The 20,368-nt window shown below is 36.2% G+C and carries 24 protein-coding genes; 6 read left to right on the top strand and 18 right to left on the bottom strand.

Going from position 1 to position 20,368, the window contains the following annotated elements; translation table 11 throughout:
- Positions 1-52 precede the first annotated feature (52 nt).
- Both ACCQ42_RS00200 and ACCQ42_RS00195 read right to left on the bottom strand, forming a co-directional pair.
- Positions 53-877 (bottom strand): alpha/beta hydrolase, encoded by an 825-nt coding sequence (locus ACCQ42_RS00200; protein ID WP_410035010.1) that lies wholly within the window; start codon positions 875-877, stop codon positions 53-55.
- Positions 877-2,247 carry an NAD(P)/FAD-dependent oxidoreductase gene (locus ACCQ42_RS00195; protein WP_265235939.1) on the bottom strand — a complete coding sequence of 457 codons (1,371 nt, stop codon included), beginning with the start codon at positions 2,245-2,247 and terminating at the stop codon, positions 877-879. Before ACCQ42_RS00195 ends, ACCQ42_RS00200 begins: the two co-directional genes overlap by 1 nt.
- Positions 2,248-2,447: 200 nt before the next feature.
- Between ACCQ42_RS00195 and ACCQ42_RS00190 the strand changes: the two genes are divergently transcribed.
- From ACCQ42_RS00190 to ACCQ42_RS00180, 3 genes are read left to right on the top strand one after another with little or no spacing between them, the layout of a single operon-like run.
- The gene (locus ACCQ42_RS00190; RefSeq protein ID WP_410035009.1) at positions 2,448-3,131 is read left to right on the top strand and encodes an AzlC family ABC transporter permease; all 684 of its coding nucleotides are present in this window, start codon (positions 2,448-2,450) and stop codon (positions 3,129-3,131) included.
- On the top strand, positions 3,124-3,444 hold the full coding sequence (locus ACCQ42_RS00185; protein ID WP_106460826.1) for a branched-chain amino acid transporter permease: 321 nt from the start codon (positions 3,124-3,126) through the stop codon (positions 3,442-3,444). The genes ACCQ42_RS00190 and ACCQ42_RS00185 overlap by 8 nt, the downstream gene beginning before the upstream one ends.
- Positions 3,445-3,495: 51 nt before the next feature.
- Positions 3,496-5,232 carry a phosphoenolpyruvate carboxykinase gene (locus ACCQ42_RS00180; protein WP_265212170.1) on the top strand — a complete coding sequence of 579 codons (1,737 nt, stop codon included), beginning with the start codon at positions 3,496-3,498 and terminating at the stop codon, positions 5,230-5,232.
- Positions 5,233-5,360: 128 nt separating this feature from the next.
- Here ACCQ42_RS00180 and ACCQ42_RS00175 read toward each other — a convergent pair whose 3' ends face one another.
- Complete coding sequence (locus ACCQ42_RS00175; protein ID WP_311531501.1) at positions 5,361-6,266, bottom strand: DNA-3-methyladenine glycosylase family protein; 906 nt, start codon at positions 6,264-6,266, stop codon at positions 5,361-5,363.
- Positions 6,263-7,045, bottom strand: coding sequence for a class B sortase (gene srtB / locus ACCQ42_RS00170; RefSeq protein WP_265212172.1), 783 nt, complete (start codon positions 7,043-7,045; stop codon positions 6,263-6,265). Before srtB ends, ACCQ42_RS00175 begins: the two co-directional genes overlap by 4 nt.
- An 87-nt stretch (positions 7,046-7,132) precedes the next feature.
- Here srtB and ACCQ42_RS00165 point away from each other — a divergent pair, with 87 nt between their 5' ends.
- Both ACCQ42_RS00165 and ACCQ42_RS00160 read left to right on the top strand, forming a co-directional pair.
- Positions 7,133-7,372, top strand: a complete 240-nt coding sequence (locus tag ACCQ42_RS00165) for a glutaredoxin family protein (protein WP_265212174.1) — start codon at positions 7,133-7,135, stop codon at positions 7,370-7,372.
- A gap of 4 nt (positions 7,373-7,376) precedes the next feature.
- Positions 7,377-8,183, top strand: coding sequence for a Cof-type HAD-IIB family hydrolase (locus tag ACCQ42_RS00160; RefSeq protein WP_265212176.1), 807 nt, complete (start codon positions 7,377-7,379; stop codon positions 8,181-8,183).
- A 46-nt stretch (positions 8,184-8,229) separates the two neighbouring features.
- Here ACCQ42_RS00160 and ACCQ42_RS00155 read toward each other — a convergent pair whose 3' ends face one another.
- The 14 genes from ACCQ42_RS00155 to ACCQ42_RS00090 form a co-directional block, all read right to left on the bottom strand.
- On the bottom strand, positions 8,230-8,460 hold the full coding sequence (locus ACCQ42_RS00155; protein WP_265212177.1) for a hypothetical protein: 231 nt from the start codon (positions 8,458-8,460) through the stop codon (positions 8,230-8,232).
- 118 nt (positions 8,461-8,578) lie between these two features.
- Positions 8,579-9,058, bottom strand: a complete 480-nt coding sequence (locus ACCQ42_RS00150; protein WP_265212178.1) for a ferritin — start codon at positions 9,056-9,058, stop codon at positions 8,579-8,581.
- On the bottom strand, positions 9,051-9,356 hold the full coding sequence (locus ACCQ42_RS00145; RefSeq protein ID WP_106460833.1) for a hypothetical protein: 306 nt from the start codon (positions 9,354-9,356) through the stop codon (positions 9,051-9,053). The genes ACCQ42_RS00150 and ACCQ42_RS00145 overlap by 8 nt, the downstream gene beginning before the upstream one ends.
- A 40-nt stretch (positions 9,357-9,396) precedes the next feature.
- Entirely contained in the window at positions 9,397-10,026 is a 630-nt protein-coding gene (locus ACCQ42_RS00140) for an epoxyqueuosine reductase QueH (RefSeq protein WP_265212180.1), read from the bottom strand.
- A 112-nt stretch (positions 10,027-10,138) separates the two neighbouring features.
- Complete coding sequence (gene rpsI / locus ACCQ42_RS00135) at positions 10,139-10,531, bottom strand: 30S ribosomal protein S9 (protein WP_106460835.1); 393 nt, start codon at positions 10,529-10,531, stop codon at positions 10,139-10,141.
- A gap of 10 nt (positions 10,532-10,541) precedes the next feature.
- Entirely contained in the window at positions 10,542-10,982 is a 441-nt protein-coding gene (gene rplM / locus ACCQ42_RS00130; protein WP_410035008.1) for a 50S ribosomal protein L13, read from the bottom strand.
- A 177-nt stretch (positions 10,983-11,159) separates the two neighbouring features.
- A complete protein-coding gene (locus ACCQ42_RS00125) occupies positions 11,160-12,620 on the bottom strand; it encodes a TrkH family potassium uptake protein (protein ID WP_410035007.1) in 1,461 nt (486 codons plus the stop codon).
- Positions 12,617-13,990: a Trk system potassium transporter TrkA gene (trkA, locus tag ACCQ42_RS00120; protein WP_106460838.1), complete on the bottom strand. Its 1,374-nt coding sequence runs from the start codon at positions 13,988-13,990 to the stop codon at positions 12,617-12,619. Before trkA ends, ACCQ42_RS00125 begins: the two co-directional genes overlap by 4 nt.
- Before the next feature lie 81 nt (positions 13,991-14,071).
- Complete coding sequence (locus ACCQ42_RS00115) at positions 14,072-15,265, bottom strand: M20 metallopeptidase family protein (protein WP_410035006.1); 1,194 nt, start codon at positions 15,263-15,265, stop codon at positions 14,072-14,074.
- A 77-nt stretch (positions 15,266-15,342) separates the two neighbouring features.
- A complete protein-coding gene (locus tag ACCQ42_RS00110; protein ID WP_410035005.1) occupies positions 15,343-16,422 on the bottom strand; it encodes an ABC transporter substrate-binding protein in 1,080 nt (359 codons plus the stop codon).
- Positions 16,415-17,215, bottom strand: a complete 801-nt coding sequence (locus ACCQ42_RS00105) for an ABC transporter permease (RefSeq protein ID WP_297688244.1) — start codon at positions 17,213-17,215, stop codon at positions 16,415-16,417. Before ACCQ42_RS00105 ends, ACCQ42_RS00110 begins: the two co-directional genes overlap by 8 nt.
- A complete protein-coding gene (locus tag ACCQ42_RS00100) occupies positions 17,205-18,002 on the bottom strand; it encodes an ABC transporter permease (protein WP_106460842.1) in 798 nt (265 codons plus the stop codon). The genes ACCQ42_RS00105 and ACCQ42_RS00100 overlap by 11 nt, the downstream gene beginning before the upstream one ends.
- Positions 17,995-19,107 (bottom strand): ABC transporter ATP-binding protein, encoded by a 1,113-nt coding sequence (locus ACCQ42_RS00095; RefSeq protein ID WP_410035004.1) that lies wholly within the window; start codon positions 19,105-19,107, stop codon positions 17,995-17,997. Before ACCQ42_RS00095 ends, ACCQ42_RS00100 begins: the two co-directional genes overlap by 8 nt.
- A 94-nt stretch (positions 19,108-19,201) precedes the next feature.
- A complete protein-coding gene (locus ACCQ42_RS00090; RefSeq protein ID WP_106460844.1) occupies positions 19,202-19,939 on the bottom strand; it encodes a hypothetical protein in 738 nt (245 codons plus the stop codon).
- 108 nt (positions 19,940-20,047) lie between these two features.
- Between ACCQ42_RS00090 and ACCQ42_RS00085 the strand changes: the two genes are divergently transcribed.
- Positions 20,048-20,332 (top strand): GNAT family N-acetyltransferase, encoded by a 285-nt coding sequence (locus ACCQ42_RS00085; protein ID WP_234025841.1) that lies wholly within the window; start codon positions 20,048-20,050, stop codon positions 20,330-20,332.
- The last annotated feature ends 36 nt before the right edge of the window (positions 20,333-20,368 follow it).

Below are 20,368 nucleotides of genomic sequence, written 5' to 3'. Positions count from 1 at the left end.
TAAAGCTTTTCATCTTTTTTGACACAAGAAAAGCCACAAAAGTGGCTGATTTCTAAATTAAATTTTTCAAAAACTCATAAGTCTTGGAAAAGACGATGTTTCTCACATCTTCATTGGTAAAGGAGTGGTCTGCTTGGTTGATTTCTTCATAGGTCGCATATTTAAAGGCTTTTTGCAATTTCTCATTTGCATCCCTAAATACCAAGGCATCCTTATTTCCTCTTAGGATTTGTACCTTACCTTCATATTCTTTGGCCTTGCCATAGATATCCTTTAGTATAAAGTCCAAGAGGAAATTGATATGAATTCTCTTTCCTCCAATATCAGCATCCCTTATGCTTGCTACAAGCTCATCGAAAGATTGGTCAGCCTTTATCTTGCTCTGACTTAGGGCTTCTCCCTCAAACACTGTCTTTGCCATGACCTTTAGATAGTCCTTATCGTTCATATCGCTTGCTGGAGCTAAAAGTACTAGGGCTTTTGGCTTTAGTTTATAGGCTAGAAGTGTTGATATTACTCCACCTAGGGAATGACCTATCCAGAAAATCTTATCCTTGTCAACAAAATATTTAAGCTTTGCAAAGTCATTTATCATTTCTGCTTCTTCAAGCTCTCTTGATACAGTCATATCATAAAAGCTTCCGTCTGATTCACCAGAACCTGAAAAATCAAATCTGATTGTGACAAAGCCTCTATCTGTAAGATATTTTGAATGTTGGATTCTAAAGTCTGTTGACCCATTCCTATCACCCCCAAAACCGTGAAAGAAGATGGCTGTTGGGTATTTCTTGTTGGCATCAAAATCATCAGGGGTGTTTATCACACCCCTTAAAATTATGCCATCCGCTTTTCTTATCTCTTGGTAGATGTATTTCATTAGGCTAAAACTCTTGCAACTTCTATTCCACAAGCTGATGCTTGGGATAGAGAGTGGGTTGCTCCTGAACCATCACCTATACAATATAGGCCTTTTTGGGTTGATTCAAATTTATCATCTACTTCTACTTCTGAGTTGTAGAATTTAACTTCGATTCCATATAATAAGGTATCATCATTTGCCATACCTGGTGCTATCTTATCTAGCTGGTAGATCATCTCGATTATATCATCAAGCTGTCTCTTTGGCATTACTAGAGATAAATCTCCTGGTGTTGCCTGCATGGTTGGCTTGGTAAAGGACTTGGCCATTCTTCTTTCTGATGAACGACGACCCTTAATTAGGTCACCAAATCTTTGCATCAAAACTCCCCCACCTAGCATGTTTGAAAGCCTAGCTATTGATTCACCATATTCATTTGAGTCTTCAAATGGCTCTGTAAACCTATTTGTAACCAGAAGGGCAAAGTTTGTGTTTGCTGATTGTAACTTAGGATCTGTAAAGGAATGGCCATTTACAGTTAGGATTCCATTAGTGTTTTCTGTTACAACATGACCGTAAGGGTTCATACAAAATGTCCTTACAACGTCATTATATTGCTTGGTTTGATACATTATCTTTGCTTCATAAACATCATCTGTTATATGCTTAAATACTTCTGCTGGCACTTCTATCCTAAGGCCTATATCAACCCTATTTCTCTTAGATTTGATATTGAATTTATCACAAACCTCACCTATCCACTTAGATCCAGACCTACCTGCAGCAAGGACTATATCATCAGACCTGAAAGTTTCTCCCTTATTAGTTTTAACTATATATTTTTCATCTTCATAGTCTACATCGGTGACCATGGTTGAAAATTCAAAGTCTATCTTATCTTTTACATAGTCAAAGATTCTTTGAAGGATTAGCTTGTTTCTATCAGTACCAAAGTGGCGAACCTTGGCATCTAATAAGTGAAGGTCATGTCTTAGGCATATTGTCTTAAGGTTGTTTTTGTCTGTGGAATATAACTCAAGGTCATCTCCTCCGTCAAAATCCATTAGGACACTATCTACATATTCCATAAGCTCCATGGCCTTTTTTTCTCCAACATACCTATGTAAATCTCCGCCAAAATTGGTTGTTATGTTGTATTTGCCGTCAGATAGGGTGCCTGCACCACCAAAACCATACATGATGTTACATGGCTTACATCCTATGCAGTGGTCAACCTTGCCATCTGTAATCGGACAAGACCTGTTTTCTACTTTTCTACCACCATCGATTATGAGGACCTTTTTCTTTGTATCAAGCTTAGTTAATTCATAAGCCAAAAAAGCTCCTGCTGCTCCTGCACCTACTACAATAATGTCATAGTCTTTCATGATTTCTCCTCTTCTTAGAATTCTACTTAACCTGCTATATTATACGATTTATAAGCTTTTTAGCAAACATTTTTATATTTTTTCGGATAAAGTGTTAAATTTTATGTAAACTATTGAGAATTTGTTAAGAATTAAGTAAAATACCTGTAATGATATTTATAATTTTTAGGTAATAAAGATTTTATTAGAAAGGAATTTTTATGAAAAAAGCTTTTGAAAGGGCCTTGCCCTATACAGTACCAGTTATAATCGGCTATATGTTTTTAGGTATAACCTTTGGTATTATGGTCAGTCAAGAGGGTTACAACCCACTTTTTGCACCATTTTTATCGCTGACAATCTATGCTGGTAGCATGCAATTTATAATCCTTCCCCTCCTTAAGACTGATATTTCTATCATAGCAATTATTATCCTAACCCTATCAGTCAACATAAGGATGATGTTTTATGGGGTAAGCATGATCAAAGAATACAAGAGTTCAAGGAGCAAGTTTCTCTTTATATTAACACTTTCAGATGAAACCTTCGCCCTTGATACTTCTATTAAGCCACCAGCAGATGTCAAAAAAAGTGATTTTTTCTTGGCAATTGGCCTTATAAATTATTTGGTATGGGCTATCGCTACTTACATAGGCGCCCTACTTGGCAATCTTATTACTTTTAATACCATGGGCATGGACTTTGTCCTAACTGCACTTTTCCTAGTGCTCTTGGTTGAGCAATATTTTGCAACTAAAAATCACAAACCACTTAAGATTGGACTTGCCCTATCTATAGTAGCACTTTTGATATTTAAGCCAGATAATTTTATGATACCAGCCCTACTTTTGATTGTTTTAAGCCTATATGGCCTCAGGGAAAGAATCGAGGAAAAAAATGTCTAGAATACTAATGATAGTCTTTGCATCAGCCCTAACTACTTTTTTAATCAGGTCAACACCTTTTTTCTTCTTTTCAAAAAAAGATTTACCTGATTTAATCAAATATTTTGGCAAGTACTTACCTTTTGCCCTCATGCCCCTACTTGTAGTTTTTGCCTTAAGAAATATAAATGTTTTGGCCTACCCTTACGGACTTCCTGAAATAATAGCATCAGCTACAGTAATCATTCTCCATGCTAAATTTAAAAAGCTCTTTATCTCAATATCTGTAGGCACTTTTGTCTATATGGTTCTAATTCAATTAGTTTTTCTTTAAATTAGTAGTAAAATAAAGTCTAAGAAAAGAAATAAGTTTAGAGGAGAAACTATGAGAAAAGAAATAAATATATCTAACAACAAGGCCGTTATTAACTTTTCAAAGGCCTATTTCAACAACTCCGATGACTTGCTAAAAAGCGAGGGCTTCTTTGAAGTCATTTGCTCTTTTGTAAATCACCACAAAGAAAATAGAACAAGAATCTATACCTACCTAGAAAAATTTTTTAGGTCATCAGATATAGAGGCTCTTGCAAGCGAAATTAGGGACATAACAAAGATTCTTACAGTTATGAGCCTTGATGAAATCAGCGAAAAAATCAACAAGTACCACGACCTAAACAAGGAAAGAGAAGCCCTAACAAGAATCGTAGAAGATGTCTACGACTATTGGAGAAAGCTAGAAAGATACTCAATTATCGAACAATCTGACTATGATAGGGGCTTAGAAGTAGAAAACTTCCTTTCTTCAAATATCAGATTTAAGGACCTTATCCTTGAAATCTACAGAAAGGTAGAAGTATCAGTTACAGGCAAAAGCCCAAAGGTATTTAGACAAGTGCCAGCAGGTGCCAATGCTTCAATGATAGTTAAAAATTTCGAGATAGCCTATCCAAAAGATTATGCCTACCTAAATGAAATTCCTTTCATAACCAAGGTAATGATCGAAACTCCTTATATAACCTATACAAAATCAAATAAGAGGGACGGTTTCTTTGAAGAAGTAGAAAATAACCCAATAACAAATCTTGATATAGATACAGACGAATTCTTGTGCTATCCAGCAAGAGTTGGGGATAATTTAATCTACATTTACTTCCACCAAAACCTCATTACCCACGGCATATCAGCATCAAACCTTTTTGACCTAGCCGATGAAGAGGAAATTCAAAATAACAGACCAGATGCTATCTATGTATTTGGCGGAGAAAATTCTAAAGACCAAAACGTCTTCTACGAAGATAAGTCAGGCCTTTTAATAGGTTATGTAAATTATTCAGACAAGAAAGATTACTTCGGTTATCTTAAGAAAATGTGCCTAACCCTATCAAATATCATCTCAATGAAAAAATCCTACCTCCCAATCCACGGTGCAGGTGTAAATGTAGTTTTACAAAATGGCAAGAGTGCCAATGTTGTAATCCTAGGCGATAGCGGAGCTGGAAAAAGCGAATCAATCGAAGCCTTCAGAACCCTTGCCAAGGACTATATAAAGGATATGACAGTAATCTTTGATGATATGGGCACATTCAGAATGAAAGATGACAAGGTCAAGGCCTACGGTACAGAAATCGGTGCCTTCGTAAGGCTAGATGACCTAGATTCTGGCTATGCCTTTAAGCAAATAGATAGGTCAATCTTCATGAACCCAGATAAGGTAAATGCAAGACTAATCATGCCGGTAGCCGATTATTCACAAATCATGGCAGGCTATGAAGTAGACTTCTTCCTCTACGCAAATAACTATGACAAGATCAAAGAAGATGATAAGTCAATCGAATTTTTCGATAACAAAGAAGATGCAATCAAGGTATTTAAACGTGGAGCAAGGTTTGCTAAGGGCACAACTACAGAGACAGGACTTGTAGAATCCTACTTCGCAAATCCATTTGGCCCTTACCAAAAACAAAAAGTTTGCGACCAACTAATCGAAGGCTATTTCTCAAAGCTATTTATGGATAAGACAAAAGTTGGAGTCATAAGAACCCAACTAGGTGTAGAAGGCATGGAAACAGATGGCCCACTAAAATCAGCTAGAGAACTTTTTGAAATAATAAAGGCCTTATAAAATTATCAATAAAAAAGAGTTGAAATTCACTTAAGAATTCAACTCTTTTTTCATTTTTAATATTAAAGCCTTTGGATTTTTATAAAATCACACAACTATAATTTTTCAAAATCACTTTAAGCTTATTTTCATTTGCCTATAGCATTTTCCCTGCCATAATAAAATAAATATTGTTGGGCATAGCCTGCAAGATCTCCAAAGATTTCCCTAGCATAGTTATCCACTTGCTTTTTAGGCACTTCCTTGCCGATGTAAAGTGTTTCCATGACTCTTTTAATCCACACATCTACAGGGAAGGTCTCCCTCCTGTGGTAGGCAAAGAGCATTATACAATCGGCAACCTTTGGTCCAATCCCTGGAAGCTCATTTAACCTCTTGTGAAGGTCTAAATCTGTAAGATTTTTCTCATCTTCAAAGTTTAAAAAGCCATCCACAAAGGCCTTAGCTGTTTCAACTATCCTTACATCACGAAAGCCTACTCTAGCGTGTTCTCTAAGCTCTAGTGGATCGACCTGAGCCAAGACTTCTGGTCTTGGGAAGGAATAATAAGAAGATCCCATATAATCACCAAGATAGTCTCCATATCTTTCAGAAATTATCCTAACTGCCTTTTTAATCCTTGGTATTTGATTATTGGCAGAAATTATAAAAGAAATTGTTGTTTCAAATAATTCTTGATTTAAAATCCTAATTCCATAACCATAGTCGCACGCATCCCTTAGGGTATCATCTTTTGAAAGAAAATCCCTAATATATCCATAATCTGTTCCAAGATCAAAGTAATCATAAAAAATCTCATAAAATTCATCAAGGCTCACATTTCTTATAAGTGTGTAGCCATCGCATTCTAGTAAATTTATGATTTTTCCTAAAAAAACAGCCGTATAAGACCCATCTTCTTCAAGCTTGAAGTTAAAACACTGACCGCATTCAAAAATATGGGTCGGATTAAAAGAATCTTCCCTAAGTTTTAAGCCCAGGGAAGTTTCTTCGATATTTAATTCTCTTTTATCTTTTGTTTCAAATCTCATTATCTAATCCTAAGTGCATGCACTGCTAGCCTTTGATCTGCATAATCATATTGGCATGTTGAAAGAGTAATAATTGTATCATCTTCCTTAAATGCCCTGGTATCAAGGCTTACCTCAGAGTTTGACCTTAATTTATTATAATATGGTACCTTATCCCCTGTATAGGTGAAATCTAAAGTCCTATAGTCATAATCTGATGGGATTCCATAGGCAGAAAATATCAAATATTCACGAAGACCATCTTCTGTTGTAAGATATATTGTCCTGTGCTTTTCTGCAAATTCTTGCTTTCTATATTGGTCAAGAGGTGTAAACATAGAGTCAATCTCAAGATGGTGACCATAGATAACAGAGTTATCATCTGTAATATCACTTGAATTATAAACATCCATAAAAATTGAACCTGCTATGTCATATTCCTTATTTAGGCCCTTTCTTAGATAGAATTCATTATCAGGTCCTTGAAGAATCGGATATTTTATGCCTGTGCCAGGAATTTCTATAACAGCAATAACATCTGAGTTTTGCTCTTTTAATTTCTTAAGTAGGCTTAGGTGAACTTTCTCAAGTCTAGCAAGAGGGTCACTTTCTTTGCCATCTTTGCTGCTTTGTCCTTCATCTCTAGCTACGTCTTCTTCTGCTTCTTTAGATAAGTTTTCTATATATCTATTATTTTTCATATTAGTCCAGTAATCTAGACCTCTTTTTCCTAAAATTGCTATGCAGGCTAATATTATCAAAATTAGGATAAACCTAATAAGCGCCATTATTTTTGATTTCATTTTACCACCTTTAAAACGTTCTTTTTACTAGTATAATATACCATAAGAGATGATAATTAAAAGTTTTTTATCAAAAAAGGAGTAAACATGAAAGATTATAAATTATATGTAGGAACTGTGTGCAGATATTGCAAAAAAGTTGAAGATTTCATGAAAGAAAATAATATAGAAATTCCCCTAGTAAATATAAATGAAGATAGAGATGCCATGATTAAGCTAATAGACGAAGGTGGAAAAAGACAAGTACCTTGCCTCTATCACGATGGCAAATATCTCTATGAATCTGACGACATAATAACCTATCTTAAGGAAAATCTTCTTGGATAAAACTATGATTAAGTTAATAGCATCTGATATTGATGAAACAATAATAGATCATAACCGCCTTGTACCAGAAAGAAACAAAAAGGCTATCAAAGCTGCCCAAGATAAGGGAGTAATAGTCATGCTTGCAACTGGAAGGGGCCCTTATGAAATATTTGATATACCAGACCAAGCCGGAGTGATAGCAGATGACCGCTTTGTCATATGCTGTAACGGTGCTGTAATCATGAATGTGAAGACCAAAGAAATTATAGATGTCCTAGCTATGGACTTCTCCTACGCTAAAAAGATTTTTGAATATGCTTATAAAAATAAGCTTACATTCTATCTTTATACCCTAGATAAAAAATATGGTATAAACCTAAGCGATGAAACACTCATTGCTGAAAGCCACATAAACCTTATAGAGGGGGACAATATAGACTTTCTAGAAGGCCAAACAGTTCTAAAAACAATAATAAAGAATTCAAATATGAACCAGCTTCAGGCCCTAGAAGTCGATATAGCAAGAATAACTGATTATAATCTTGAAATATCCTATTCATCAAATATGTACATGGAGATAAATGCTAAGGGTGTAAATAAGGCCATAGCTCTTAAAAAAGTCGCTGACCATTATGGTGTAGATATGAAAAATGTAATGGCAATCGGTGATAACTACAACGACGTAGCCATGCTAGAAGAAGCAGGAACTGCTATAGCAGTAAGAAATGCAAGATTGCAAGTAAAACAAAGCGCAGACTATGTAACCCAAGCAGATAATAGCAAGGGAGCTGTAGGCGAAGCAATTGAAAACTTTGTATTAAATTTATAAAATTAAGTAATTTAAAAGAGTTTGGAAATAAATCCAAACTCTTTTCTTATTCGTAAATTGATCTTTTTTCCCTATACACTCTATACAAGTATAGCAATCCTCCTATAAGCAGGATAGGCAAAATCAATGACAAGACTTCTGCAAAGATCTTTATTATTAAAATAAATATTCCAATAACAAGACCTATCAATAAAATAGGTAGGCCTAGGAATAATCCTATTATACAAAATGCAAGAGTTAATATTATACTTAAAATTATTAAAGTTGCGCTTAACATACATTTCTCCTTTTGAAGATATTATACACAATCTTAATTTTAATTTCAAGATTCTTAAATTTAAAATTTCTTAAATAAAAAACAGGACAAGCTAATCTCGCCCTGCTTATAATTACTATTAACCTCTAGCAAACATTTGACCATCAAGGATGTATAGAGCTCCCCAATTGTCTTTTGCTCTTTCAAGTTTTGTAACAATCTTAGAAACAGAATCTTCTTCTTCAACTTGTTCATCGATGAAGGCTTGGATGAATGAAAATACTCTTAAATCTTCTTCTTTACTTACTTCAGCTATTTCATGAATTCTTCTTGTAACTTCTTGTTCGTGAGCTAAAGCTGCTTTAAATACGTCAAGTAAGCTTTCATAATCATATTGTGGTTCTGGTATAGCTTTGTATCTTACATCATAACCTACTTCTTGTAGGAAGTGTTTCATTTTTTCACCGTGTTCGATTTCTTCAGCTACTTGGTGATCAAACCAATGTGTAAATCCATCCATTTCAAGTCTATCTGTATATGCAGCCATTGCCTTATATACATATGCTGACTCATACTCAAAGTTCATTTGTTCATGTAATAATTCTAATGCTTTACTCATTTATTCTTCCTTTCTCTAGATAATCTTCATAAGATATATATACCCCATATATCTTAAAATCCTTATCTAAAATCTCCTTTATTACTTTTGTTGTGTCTTTGGAGTAAATTTCAACTGTGAAGGTCTTATCTTTAACCATAAATTCATCGCTTGGTAAAATTCCTTTATTTTTAAGCGCACTTAAAATATCCATCGCATCCTTCCTGGTAAATAACTCATCAAGTTGGAAACTATATGGATAAATCGTATCTGTATCAGTATTTGGATTTATTTTTTTGATTAATAATAAGTCATCCATAGTTTTCTCCTATTTTATATTTACCCTAAATAGTAAAAACTTAACAAGAATTTAATTTTTCTTCTGCTTCCCTTTTAGAAAATATACAACCACAATATTCTTGCCTATAAATATCATATTCTTTTGAAAGCTCTATAGACTTCTTATAGCCATCCTTCTTCTTAAAATCAGCATAGAGATATTTAATGCCAAGAGCTTCTTCAAGCCTTGCCCCAATCTCATTAAGCCACTGGGCATTTTTATAAGGAGAAATAGAAAGGCTAGTTGTAAAATATTCATAACCCATATCTTTTGCATAGCGGGCAGTCTTATCAAGCCTAAGCTCATAGCAATCGTAGCAAGCATCCCCAAACTCCCTATCATCCTTTCTCTTTTCTGCCACAAACTTAAAATCCTCCATGTCATTAGCAGGAATAATTACTCGACCATCAAAGTGAGATTTCTCAGCCACCTTCTCCAAATTCTCCGCCCTCTTATCAAGCTCAGCCCTTGGATAGATCATTGGATTATAAAAATAAAGATCCATATCAAAATGATCCCTAAGCCTTTCAATAACTTGGGTAGAACAAGGCCCACAACAAACCTGAAGCAAAAGCCTAGGCCTTCTTCCTTCTTCATCAATTTTTTTAATTATATCCTCCATGACCCTGTCATAGTTTATCTTATTCATAAATTACACCTCTATTTTTAAGTAAAAATTTTATTACTCATTAATTAATTGTACTAAATTTTAGGCAAATAAAAAGCCCAAGAAAAATTTCTTGAGCTTGTATATAAAATTCTTATCTCTTTGAGAATTGTGAAGATTTTCTTGCCTTTTTAAGACCAGCTTTCTTTCTTTCTTTCTTACGTGAATCACGTGTTAAGAAGCCTGCTCTTTTTAGGGCTATTCTATAGTCAGGATTTGCTTCAAGAAGTGCTCTTGCTATAGCGTGTCTTATAGCTCCTGCTTGACCATTGTATCCACCACCATTTACATTAACTCTTATATCATAGCTTGTAAGATTTTCTGTTAATGCAAGTGGAGATCTTGCTATAATTCTTAGAGATTCAAAGTTGAAATATTCGTCTAAGTCTCTGCCGTTTACTAGAATGTTACCAGAACCTGGTACCATTGTTACTCTTGCAACAGAGGTTTTTCTTCTACCTGTTGATTGAATTATATTTTCTGCCATATTTTACTCCTTACTTTAGATCCAAAGTTTCTGGGAATTGTGCTTCGTGACCATGTTCGCTTCCTGCATATACTCTTAATTTCTTAGCCATTGCACGACCAAGTTTGTTGTGTGGAAGCATGCCTACGATTGCGTGTTCTACAATTCTTTCTGGGTAAGTATTCTTCATGTCTTTGAATTTTGTAATTTTAAGACCTGATGAATATCCAGAATATCTCTTGTATTCTTTTTGATCTTCTTTGTTTCCTGTAAGAATTACCTTGTCTGCGTTTATTACGATTACGTAATCTCCAGTATCAAAGTGTGGAGTAAAGGTTGGTTTGTTCTTTCCTCTTAGTATTGCTGCAACTTGGCTAGCTAATCTACCTAGCACCATGCCTTCAGCATCAACAACATACCATTTTCTTTCGATGTTTGATGGGCTTGCAGTCCATGTCTTTTGATATTTCATTCATTCCTCCTGTGTATTTTTCGGCTACTTGCATTTAGACACCGCCCAAATAGCTAGCGGCTGTACTCGTCCTGGCATTTGTCTATCGCTTCCAGGATAAGCGACTTACTCGAACTTCAAAGAGGTCTGAGTCGACTGATATATAATACTCTTTTACTGCTATTTTGTCAACATCTTTTACTTGTTTCTGATATTTTTATAGGTAAAAGGTGAAAATATTATTAGCATTGGATAAATCTCAAGCCTTCCAAATAGCATGGCAATGGTTAGGGTTATCTTTGATGAATCGCTCATTGCCGCAAAAGATGTGATTGGTCCAAAGTCCCTAAGACCTGGGCCTACGTTGTTAAAGGTTGTGGCTACCGCAGCAAAGGCTGCTTCAAAATCTTCTATTTCTATACTTATTATAAACATAAATAGGACAAATAAAAGTATATAGATTACCAAATACTTATTTATAGATTCCTCTAGGTCCTCGTCAATTTTCTTACCATCCATCTTATTTACAATCACCCTCCTAGGGTTGATTACCTTTCTTACTTGGTTGATGGACGATTTTACAAGGATTACAAGTCTTGATACCTTAAAGCCACCAGCAGTTGATCCTGCAGATGCTCCTATTAGCATTAATAAGACTATCAAGTTTCTTGAGAAAAATGGCCAGGACCCATAGTCTACCGACACATAACCTGTCGTTGTTATTATCGACGATACGGTAAAGATGGATTGGACGCCAGAATAAACTGGGTCACCGTAAAGGTCTTTTATATTTATAAATATAAGTCCTGTAGCCACTGCAATTATTCCCAAATACCAGTAGAGCTCTTCTGATTTAAAACTATCTCTTGCTGACCTTATCAAGGCGAAATAATATAAGTTGAAATTCACCCCAAACAAAATCATAGCAATGGTTAAAACAATTTCTATATATCTTGAATCATAGTAGCCTATTGATAGGCCCTTATTGCCAAAGCCACCAGTTCCAGCAGCTCCCATGGCATAGATTAAAGAATCAAATAAATTCATACCACCAAAGAGCAAAAATATTACTGTCACACCTGTCATGGCCAAATAAATTATATAGAGGACCCTAGCTGTTTGGCTTAGCTTTGGTGTAATCTTACCAAAAGATGGACCTGGCATTTCTTGCCTTAGAAGAGATGCTGACTCAGTATTTGTCTTTGGTAAAATCGCAAGAGTAAAGACTAAAATTCCCATACCACCGATAAGGTGGGATAGGCTTCGCCAAAATATTATAGAATGGGGAAGTCTTTCTACATCTAGGGCTACAGATGCCCCGCAGGTTGTAAAACCACTTGCCATTTCAAAGATGGCATCTACTATAGAGTGATAATTTGTAGGCGTGAGGTAAAGGGGAATGGACCCTATTACTGAAAATATTATCCAGCAAAAGGCTGTTATAAACATGGCCTCTCTTGTGTAGATATGGCCCCTGTCATCCCCTAATTTTACAAGGATAGATCCTGTTATTAAGGAGAATATAATCGGTATTATGAAATTAAGCTTATCTCTTAGGCTCTCGTTGTAAATGAAGGCTACTAGCAAGGGAACGGCCATCAAAAAGGCCAAGACCTGGAGGAGCCTGCCTAGAAGGTGGTTTATTATCTTAAGATTCATTTCTCCTCCAATATATCATCTAAGACCTTAAAGTCATGGCTTGTTGTTGCCACAAGGACTGAATCTCCCAGGCTAATCTTAGAAGAACCATTAGGCACTTCTATTTCGCCATCCCTTTCCCTATGCTCTATAGCAAGAACTAGGCTATCATCTCTGATTTTTAAATCCTTAAGACTTACATCAAGGATTTTGGAATGCTCAATAGCTTTAAATTCTATGACTTCAACCTTTTCATCTTCTAGCCTATAAAGAGAAGAAATTGATTGGCCTCTGGCATTGCCCTTACTTCTTACAAACCTGTTTATTACATCACTTGCAGCCATCTTTGGAGCAAAGGTGGTGTCTATATCAAGAATTCCTGTCATCTTTAAAAGCTTGGTCCTATTGACCTTGGCAATTACCTTATCAAGACCATATCTTTGGGCTAGGAGTGAAATCAATATATTTTCCTCATCTATTCCTGTTAGAGCAATGAGAGCATCGTAGTCATTTATCCTTAGCTCTTCAAGAAGCTCAGGAGAAGATCCGTCGGCATTTATTACCACGGCCCCTGAGTGCATCTGGCTAATCTCTTCTGCCTTTTTCCTGTCAATTTCAACTACACTTACCTTAAAACCTCTTTGTAGCAAAAGGCCAACTAGATATTTTGAAACATTTCCAGCACCTATGACCATTACATTTTTTATATCGTAGGCTCCCTTTTGTTCGTGCCTATAAAAGCTATCTACAGCCTGCTTCTCGCCAATCACATAAATCTTGTCATTGGCCTTAAGGATGTCATCACCGTGAGGTATTCTTACATCCCCATCTGAATTTATTATTCCTATCAAGGTGTGGTAATTTTCTGAATAGGAGATAAGGTCTGATATTTTTCTCCCATCAAGGTCTGAACCCTCATCTATAACTAACTCCATCATTAAGGCCCTGTCTTTAAAGAAGCCTTCAACATTTAGGGCGTGGGAATATTTAAGGGTTCTTTGTATATCCTTAGCTGCTATGTATTCAGGATTTATGATTGATTTAGCATCTGTCATCTGGGCAATCATCTTTTTATGCTTAACATATTGGGTTTCCCTTAATCTTATTATTATATTTTTGGCGCCAAGCTTCTTGGCAAGGGTTGATGCAATTAAGTTTACATCATCAGATAGGGTTATGGCTATAAAAAGATCGCAGTCCTTAACACCTGCCTCAATTAGGATATCAACATCCCTACCATCTCCCAAAAGCCCCATTACATCATTTGTTGCCAAAAGGTCATCCAGGACAGCCTTATCATTATCTATTACTACTATATCGTGGCCTTCGCTTGAAAGGTCACTGGTTACAAAAGAGCCGACTTTGCCGGCTCCTAATATTACAATCTTCATCATTTCTCCTTAGAAATCGCAAAATAAATCACATTCTTGTATTATACTTATTATTTTAACATTTCTAATATATAAAATCTATTATTTATTTAGATATTCATAGGCATATCTTGCTAGAAGCTCTGCCCCATATTTCATGGCCCTTTCATCCGGATTGAAATCTTGGGCGTGGTTTTGTGGGTGGGTTTTTGGATTTTCTGGGTCCCTTCCCCCTATAAACATATAAGTTCCGTCAACTCCCGGTACATCCTTATAGCCTGATAGGTAAAAACCAAAGTCTTCGCTACCTGATAATTTTAGGTCGGTTGAAACATTGTCTTCGCCAAAGATATCTTTTGCAATCTCTACAGAAAGGTCTGTGGATTTTTCTTCATTTATGACTGCTCCTGCACCCATATTGTAGTCAAAGACTGCACTTCCATCATAAAGCTCTGCTGAAAGCCTTGCTGCCTTTTCCAATTCTTTTACCATAAAGTCTACTGCCTTATTAGAAAATGACCTAAAAGATCCCTCGACTCTTATGTCAGCAGGAACTGCATTTGCTGCAGATCCACCTTCAACTACTCCTAGGTTTAGGACGACTGGGTCAAAGACATTATCTATCTTTCTTGCAGAGATTCCATAGGCTGCATTTATGAAATTTGCAAGCATCATCATGGCGTCATTTCCTTGGTAAGGGGTTGATGAGTGGGCAGATTTGCCCTTAAATTCGACCTTAAAGAAGGTGTTATTGGCCATAACTTCTCCATAGCCTGTTGCTGCCTTGCCCAAATCCCATCCTGTATGGATGTGGATTGCAAAGGCAGAGTCTACATCTTTTGTAAAGCCCTGGCTTACCACAGCCCTACCGCCTTCTCCAGTTTCTTCTCCTGGTTGGAAAATTATCCTTACCCTGCCCTTAAGCTCATCTTTCATCTTAACCAGTACCTTTAGAGCATTTAAAAGCATGGCTGCGTGGATATCATGACCACAGGCATGGCTTACACCTGGGTTTTGACTCTTATATTCAAAGTCATTTGTTTCTGCAATAGGAAGAGCATCTATATCAGCCCTTAAGAGGACAGTTTTACCAGTGCTTTCTGGATTTATCTCTACCATAAGGCCTGTAGGCTCGATTGCCACTGGGACAAAGCCAAGGGCCTCAAGTTCTTTTCTTATAAACTTAGTTGTTTCTGTTTCCTTCATTGATAATTCAGGATGGGCGTGCATATATCTTCTGTCTTCTATCATCTTTTCTTCATTAGTTAAGATTTCATCTCTAATTATATTTGTCATTTCAAATCCTTTCTTATTTCTCTAACATTATACCCAAAAGCCACTTATAAATAGCAAAACTCCCGCGAGGGGAGTTTCTAATCTGCTTGTGGAGCTATTTTTAAGTCTAAATATAGGTCATTATAAAGAATGGTCATCTCCTTACCTAGATCCTTAAAAATTTCAAGCTTTTCTATATCTTCATCGCTTGGATATAGAGTTGTATTTGCCCTTAATTCAGGATCAAGTAAGTCTAGGGCTTTTTTATTTGGTGTAGCATAAGAAACATATTCAGCATTTCTTGCCGCAACATCCGGCCTTAAAAGATAGGAAATCAAGGCATAGGCACCTTCAGTATTTTTGCTTGTCTTTGGTATAACAATAGTATCAAACCATATGTTAGAGCCTTCTTTTGGGATTATATAAGATAGGTTTGGGTTTGCCTCTTGGGCAATTTCAGCCTCTCCAGAGAAGGTGATCCCTATATCAGCCTCTTCTAGGGCCAAGTACATCCTTATCTCATCAGCAAGGATAGCCTTGACATTAGCCATAAAATCTACTAGTTCATTCTTGGTTTTCCTTAAGACTGTTTCATCAGTGGTATTGGCTGAAAGTCCATCTTTCCAAAGGCCAATTCCAAGAGTCTCCCTAGCTCCATCAAAGGATAAAATTTCCCCTTCAAACTTAGGGTCAAATAGCTTTGCCCAAGAGTCGACATCCTCTGCCTGGTATTTTTTATTATTATAAACTATGCCAAAAGATCCCCAAAAATATGGAATCGAATACTCATTATTTGGGTCATAAGCTAAGTTTAGAAATCTCTCATCGATATTATCAAGACCCTTAATTTTGCTATGATCAAGCTTTTTTAAAAGACCCTTGGCCTTCATCATCTCCACAGTGTATTCAGATGGAAAGGCCAGGTCATAAGATGTTTTTCCCTGCTCGATTTTCGCCATCATAGCCTCATTTGAGTCAAAGGTCTCATAGATTACGTGATAACCAGTTTCTTCTTCAAAATCTCTTAGGACTTGTGGGTCTACATAACCACCCCAGTTGTAAAAATATATATTTTTAGAATCTGACCCATGGCTATTGGCATTTAGCCTTTTTTGTCCGATAAATAAGGCCAGGCACATGGAAAGGACTGCCAATATAAATCTATATACCTTATTCATAAGCACCCGCCTTTCTTTCTCTACTTTGTATTACATAGTAGCCTATGACCATTAAAAGTGATATGACAAAGATAAGGGCTGATAGGGCGTTTATCTCAAGCGAAATACCAGTCCTTACCCTAGAATAAATCTCTACAGAAAGAGTCGTAAAGCCAGACCCAGTCACGAAAAATGTCACTGCAAAGTCATCCAGCGAATAGGTAAGGGCCATAAAAAATCCTGCAAATACACCACTTGCTATATTTGGTAGAATTATCTTATTTAAGATAATCATATCATTTGCCCCCAAGTCTTCTGCAGCCCTCATCATGTCGGCATTTAGGTTATATAGCCTTGGCAAAACCATAAGGACTACGATTGGTATAGAAAAGGCAATGTGGGATAGAAGCACCGAATAAAAACCCATAGGGATTTTTAAAAGAAAGCTAAATAGTATTAGGAAACTTGCCCCCATCATTACATCAGGAAAAACCATGAGTACTGAATTAAGGCCCAAAACCCTCTGCTTAAGCTTCTTGCTTCTCATATAATAAATAGAAATGGCTCCCAAGGTCCCAATCACAGTTGCAATCACTGATGAAAGGAGGGCAAGGATTATGGTATTTAGGACAATATTTATAAGTCTCTTATCCTCAAAAACCGCCAGGTAATGCTCCATTGTAAAACCCTCAAAGCTATTCATATTTCCCCCACTATTGAAGGAGTAAAAAATTAAATAGGCTAGGGGCAGATACATTATTATGAAAATAAATATCAAATAAATATTTGCCAAAGAAAACTTCTTATTTTTCATAATCTCCCCCCTTCTTATTTAGAAAGCTAATTACTAAAAACATCATAACAATCAAGACCAGGCCAATGGTAGAACCCATCCCCCAGTTTTGGGTAACTAGGTAGTGTTGTTCGACAGCCGTACCTAGGGTTATAATCTTATTTCCTCCAATTATCCTTGTTATCAAAAATAAGGATAAGGAAGGTATGAAAACTGCTTGGACACCTGATAAGACCCCATCCATTGATAGAGGTAAGATTATCCTCCTAAAGGTTTGAAACTTGCTGGCCCCCAAATCTTCGCTGGCAATGACATATTCTTTTGGAATAGAGTCAATTGACCTAAAGATAGGAAGAATCATAAAAGGAAGCTCTACGTATGATGCAACCAAGATAAAGGCAGGATTTGTAAATAAAATACCCTCGCTTGCAAGACCCAAAAATCCTGCTATAGCCCCATTTTTGTTAAAAAGACCTATAAAGGCATAGGCCTTTAGGACTAGGTTAATCCAGGTTGGTAGGATTACCAAAAGCAGAATTAAATCCTTGTGCTTGGCCTTTGATAAAAAATATGAAAAAGGATAGGCCCACAAAAGTGTGAAGGCTGTTATCAAAAAGGCCGTCAAAAAGGAATTTAGGGTCATTATTATATAATTTTTATTAGAAAAATAAGCTATATAGTTATCAAAAGTGAAATTGCCATATATATCAAAAAATGATTGGTAAAAAAGCAATAGGATTGGCGCAATGATAAAAATCAAAATCCACAAATAGTAGATAAAGCTTAGCTTTTGGTATTTTTTAGCCATCTACATCTCCAATCGAAAATTCTTCCATCCTCTTGTCAAAGTCATCCTCGCTCTCGTTATAACGCATAACATGGATATTTTCCGGATCAATCGCTATTCCGATATCATCGCCCTCTTCAAAGACCTTGGTTGAGTGGATTTTCCACCTAAACTCATCCTTATCAAAGCAGATAAGCTCATTAAAAACACCCCTAAAGAGGATATTGTCAATATTTACCCTTATATCAGCTTCACTTATGTCAACCACCCTTATATCTTCAGGCCTAATAACTACTTCTACAGCTTCTCCCTTTGGAATACCGGCATCAGAACAATCAAAAACCTTGCCAGCAAATTCTACCTTGTAGTCATCGATCATCTTAGCCTTAAGTATGTTTGATTCTCCGATAAATTGGGCTACATAGCGGTTGATTGGCTCATCATATATGTCTGTAGGAGGGCCTTGTTGGACAATTTTGCCCTTATCCATGACAAAAATCCAATCGCTCATAGCTAGGGCCTCTTCCTGGTCGTGGGTTACAAAAACAAAGGTAATACCCAGCTCCCACTGGATATCACGAAGAAGGACCTGCATAGATTTTCTAAGCTTCATATCAAGGGCCGATAAGGGCTCATCTAATAAAAGCACATCAGGCTTATTGACAAGGGCACGGGCAATAGCCACCCTCTGCTTTTGACCACCAGACATCTGGCTTACCTCACGCTTTTCAAAACCAGCAAGCTCAACCATCTCAAGTGCCTTTTTTACCTCTTCTCTTATAACATTCTTATCAGTCTTTTTAATCTCAAGGCCAAAGGCCACATTGTCAAAAACATTCATATGAGGAAAGAGTGAATAATTTTGAAAAACTGTATTAACAGTCCTCTTGCTTGCAGGCACATCGCCCACATCCTGGCCATTTATATAGACCTTGCCCGAATTAGGCTCAATAAAGCCAGCTATCAAATTTAAAATAGTAGTCTTGCCGCAACCAGATGGGCCAAGTAGGGTATAAAATTTACCCTTTTCTAGCTCAAGGTCGACAGACTTTAAAATCTCTTCATCATTATAAAACTTACTGACTCCATCCAAAACGACAGAGTACTTATCAAAATTATTTTCCATCATTCACCTCACAATTTCCTTTATAAAAAGTATACCACAAATAGCCTTGAATTTGGAATATAAAAAAAGCTGCTACAAAAGTAACAGCCAAAATTTAATTAATTTCATCTTTATAATCCAAATAAGCATCTGAAAATCTCACATCGCATAAAATCATAGCTATTACCATCCAAATGATAAATATAACAAGACCGATGCCAAAAATTACGATTGAACCACTAAGACCCAGAGATGCAAAGGTAAATGCTGTAAATAAAACAGAAGGACCTATTATAAAAATTGCATAAATTACTAGGGACCTAGCCATGAGTTTCTTGCCAATGACAAAAATATTTTTAATCGATGTAAAGACTGACTCATCTAAATCATAATTATCAGCCAGATAAAGATTTGAATAGGCTGTCAAAAGTCCAAGAATTGCAATAATTACTATGACAACAAAGGGTAATAGGAAGGCCCCTATGGTAAATACAGCATTATTTGATGGATTCACCAAGGCTTGTCCTATAAGAGTTCCACCAGTGTATTGGATCAAAAAATTTAAAATACTGCTTGCCAGCGCAATAATAAAGGCAACAGTTATCACCCTGAAATTTATGTAATTTATCTGATTTAGATAATCACCCACCTTGCCCATCCTATTTCTAAGAAGGCCACCTGCTATGGCAAAGCTAAAGGCAAAGCCAAAAATAGACATGATTATGTTCATTAATAAAGCTAAAACTGGTTTATCAGCAAGGATTGTGCCAAAAATAGCCGCTATTGGGCCCAAAGCTAGCACGGATATAAGTCTAACTAAAAATATAGACGAAAATTTATATTCTCTCTTCATAAAATCTCCAATCTGCAAAATAAATCTGCTTACTAATAATTTACCACTTTTAACAATAATTTACCATAATATAATGACAAATGGGTATAAGTAAAGCGAGGTGATGATATGGATAAAATAAAATACACATTAAACGAAAAAGAATCTAGGTCAGAAGTCTATGATGGAGATAAGCTAATTGGCAAATGCGATTACAAGATAGAAGCAAATAAGCTTGATATCTACCACACCGAAGTGGATGCAGCCTATGGCGGTCGTGGTCTTGCCGGCAAATTAGTCGACCTTGTAGTAGCTTATGCCAGAGATGAAAATTTAAAAATAATTCCAACCTGTCCTTATGTGGCAAAGAAATTTGATAAAGACCAGTCATATAAGGATGTGGATGCTAGATAAAAATTTGAGGGCCTTGCCCTCTTTTTTTAGCTAATG

The organism is Anaerococcus kampingae (assembly GCF_046365475.1).
GTDB lineage: Bacteria > Bacillota > Clostridia > Tissierellales > Peptoniphilaceae > Anaerococcus > Anaerococcus kampingae.
Note: the sequence above shows the minus strand (reverse complement) of the source record. Positions and strands in the feature narration are given on the sequence as shown.

What these genes read in the sequence shown, in the direction of transcription:
- ACCQ42_RS00200 (WP_410035010.1), bottom strand. Translation starts at nt 877, where the DNA reads ATGAAATACATCTACCAAGAGATAAGAAAAGCGGATGGCATAATTTTA.
- ACCQ42_RS00195 (WP_265235939.1), bottom strand. Translation starts at nt 2,247, where the DNA reads ATGAAAGACTATGACATTATTGTAGTAGGTGCAGGAGCAGCAGGAGCT.
- ACCQ42_RS00190 (WP_410035009.1), top strand. Translation starts at nt 2,448, where the DNA reads ATGAAAAAAGCTTTTGAAAGGGCCTTGCCCTATACAGTACCAGTTATA.
- ACCQ42_RS00185 (WP_106460826.1), top strand. Translation starts at nt 3,124, where the DNA reads ATGTCTAGAATACTAATGATAGTCTTTGCATCAGCCCTAACTACTTTT.
- ACCQ42_RS00180 (WP_265212170.1), top strand. Translation starts at nt 3,496, where the DNA reads ATGAGAAAAGAAATAAATATATCTAACAACAAGGCCGTTATTAACTTT.
- srtB (WP_265212172.1), bottom strand. Translation starts at nt 7,045, where the DNA reads ATGAAATCAAAAATAATGGCGCTTATTAGGTTTATCCTAATTTTGATA.
- ACCQ42_RS00165 (WP_265212174.1), top strand. Translation starts at nt 7,133, where the DNA reads ATGAAAGATTATAAATTATATGTAGGAACTGTGTGCAGATATTGCAAA.
- ACCQ42_RS00160 (WP_265212176.1), top strand. Translation starts at nt 7,377, where the DNA reads ATGATTAAGTTAATAGCATCTGATATTGATGAAACAATAATAGATCAT.
- ACCQ42_RS00155 (WP_265212177.1), bottom strand. Translation starts at nt 8,460, where the DNA reads ATGTTAAGCGCAACTTTAATAATTTTAAGTATAATATTAACTCTTGCA.
- ACCQ42_RS00150 (WP_265212178.1), bottom strand. Translation starts at nt 9,058, where the DNA reads ATGAGTAAAGCATTAGAATTATTACATGAACAAATGAACTTTGAGTAT.
- ACCQ42_RS00145 (WP_106460833.1), bottom strand. Translation starts at nt 9,356, where the DNA reads ATGGATGACTTATTATTAATCAAAAAAATAAATCCAAATACTGATACA.
- ACCQ42_RS00140 (WP_265212180.1), bottom strand. Translation starts at nt 10,026, where the DNA reads ATGAATAAGATAAACTATGACAGGGTCATGGAGGATATAATTAAAAAA.
- rpsI (WP_106460835.1), bottom strand. Translation starts at nt 10,531, where the DNA reads ATGGCAGAAAATATAATTCAATCAACAGGTAGAAGAAAAACCTCTGTT.
- rplM (WP_410035008.1), bottom strand. Translation starts at nt 10,982, where the DNA reads ATGAAATATCAAAAGACATGGACTGCAAGCCCATCAAACATCGAAAGA.
- ACCQ42_RS00125 (WP_410035007.1), bottom strand. Translation starts at nt 12,620, where the DNA reads ATGAATCTTAAGATAATAAACCACCTTCTAGGCAGGCTCCTCCAGGTC.
- trkA (WP_106460838.1), bottom strand. Translation starts at nt 13,990, where the DNA reads ATGAAGATTGTAATATTAGGAGCCGGCAAAGTCGGCTCTTTTGTAACC.
- ACCQ42_RS00115 (WP_410035006.1), bottom strand. Translation starts at nt 15,265, where the DNA reads ATGACAAATATAATTAGAGATGAAATCTTAACTAATGAAGAAAAGATG.
- ACCQ42_RS00110 (WP_410035005.1), bottom strand. Translation starts at nt 16,422, where the DNA reads ATGAATAAGGTATATAGATTTATATTGGCAGTCCTTTCCATGTGCCTG.
- ACCQ42_RS00105 (WP_297688244.1), bottom strand. Translation starts at nt 17,215, where the DNA reads ATGAAAAATAAGAAGTTTTCTTTGGCAAATATTTATTTGATATTTATT.
- ACCQ42_RS00100 (WP_106460842.1), bottom strand. Translation starts at nt 18,002, where the DNA reads ATGGCTAAAAAATACCAAAAGCTAAGCTTTATCTACTATTTGTGGATT.
- ACCQ42_RS00095 (WP_410035004.1), bottom strand. Translation starts at nt 19,107, where the DNA reads ATGGAAAATAATTTTGATAAGTACTCTGTCGTTTTGGATGGAGTCAGT.
- ACCQ42_RS00090 (WP_106460844.1), bottom strand. Translation starts at nt 19,939, where the DNA reads ATGAAGAGAGAATATAAATTTTCGTCTATATTTTTAGTTAGACTTATA.
- ACCQ42_RS00085 (WP_234025841.1), top strand. Translation starts at nt 20,048, where the DNA reads ATGGATAAAATAAAATACACATTAAACGAAAAAGAATCTAGGTCAGAA.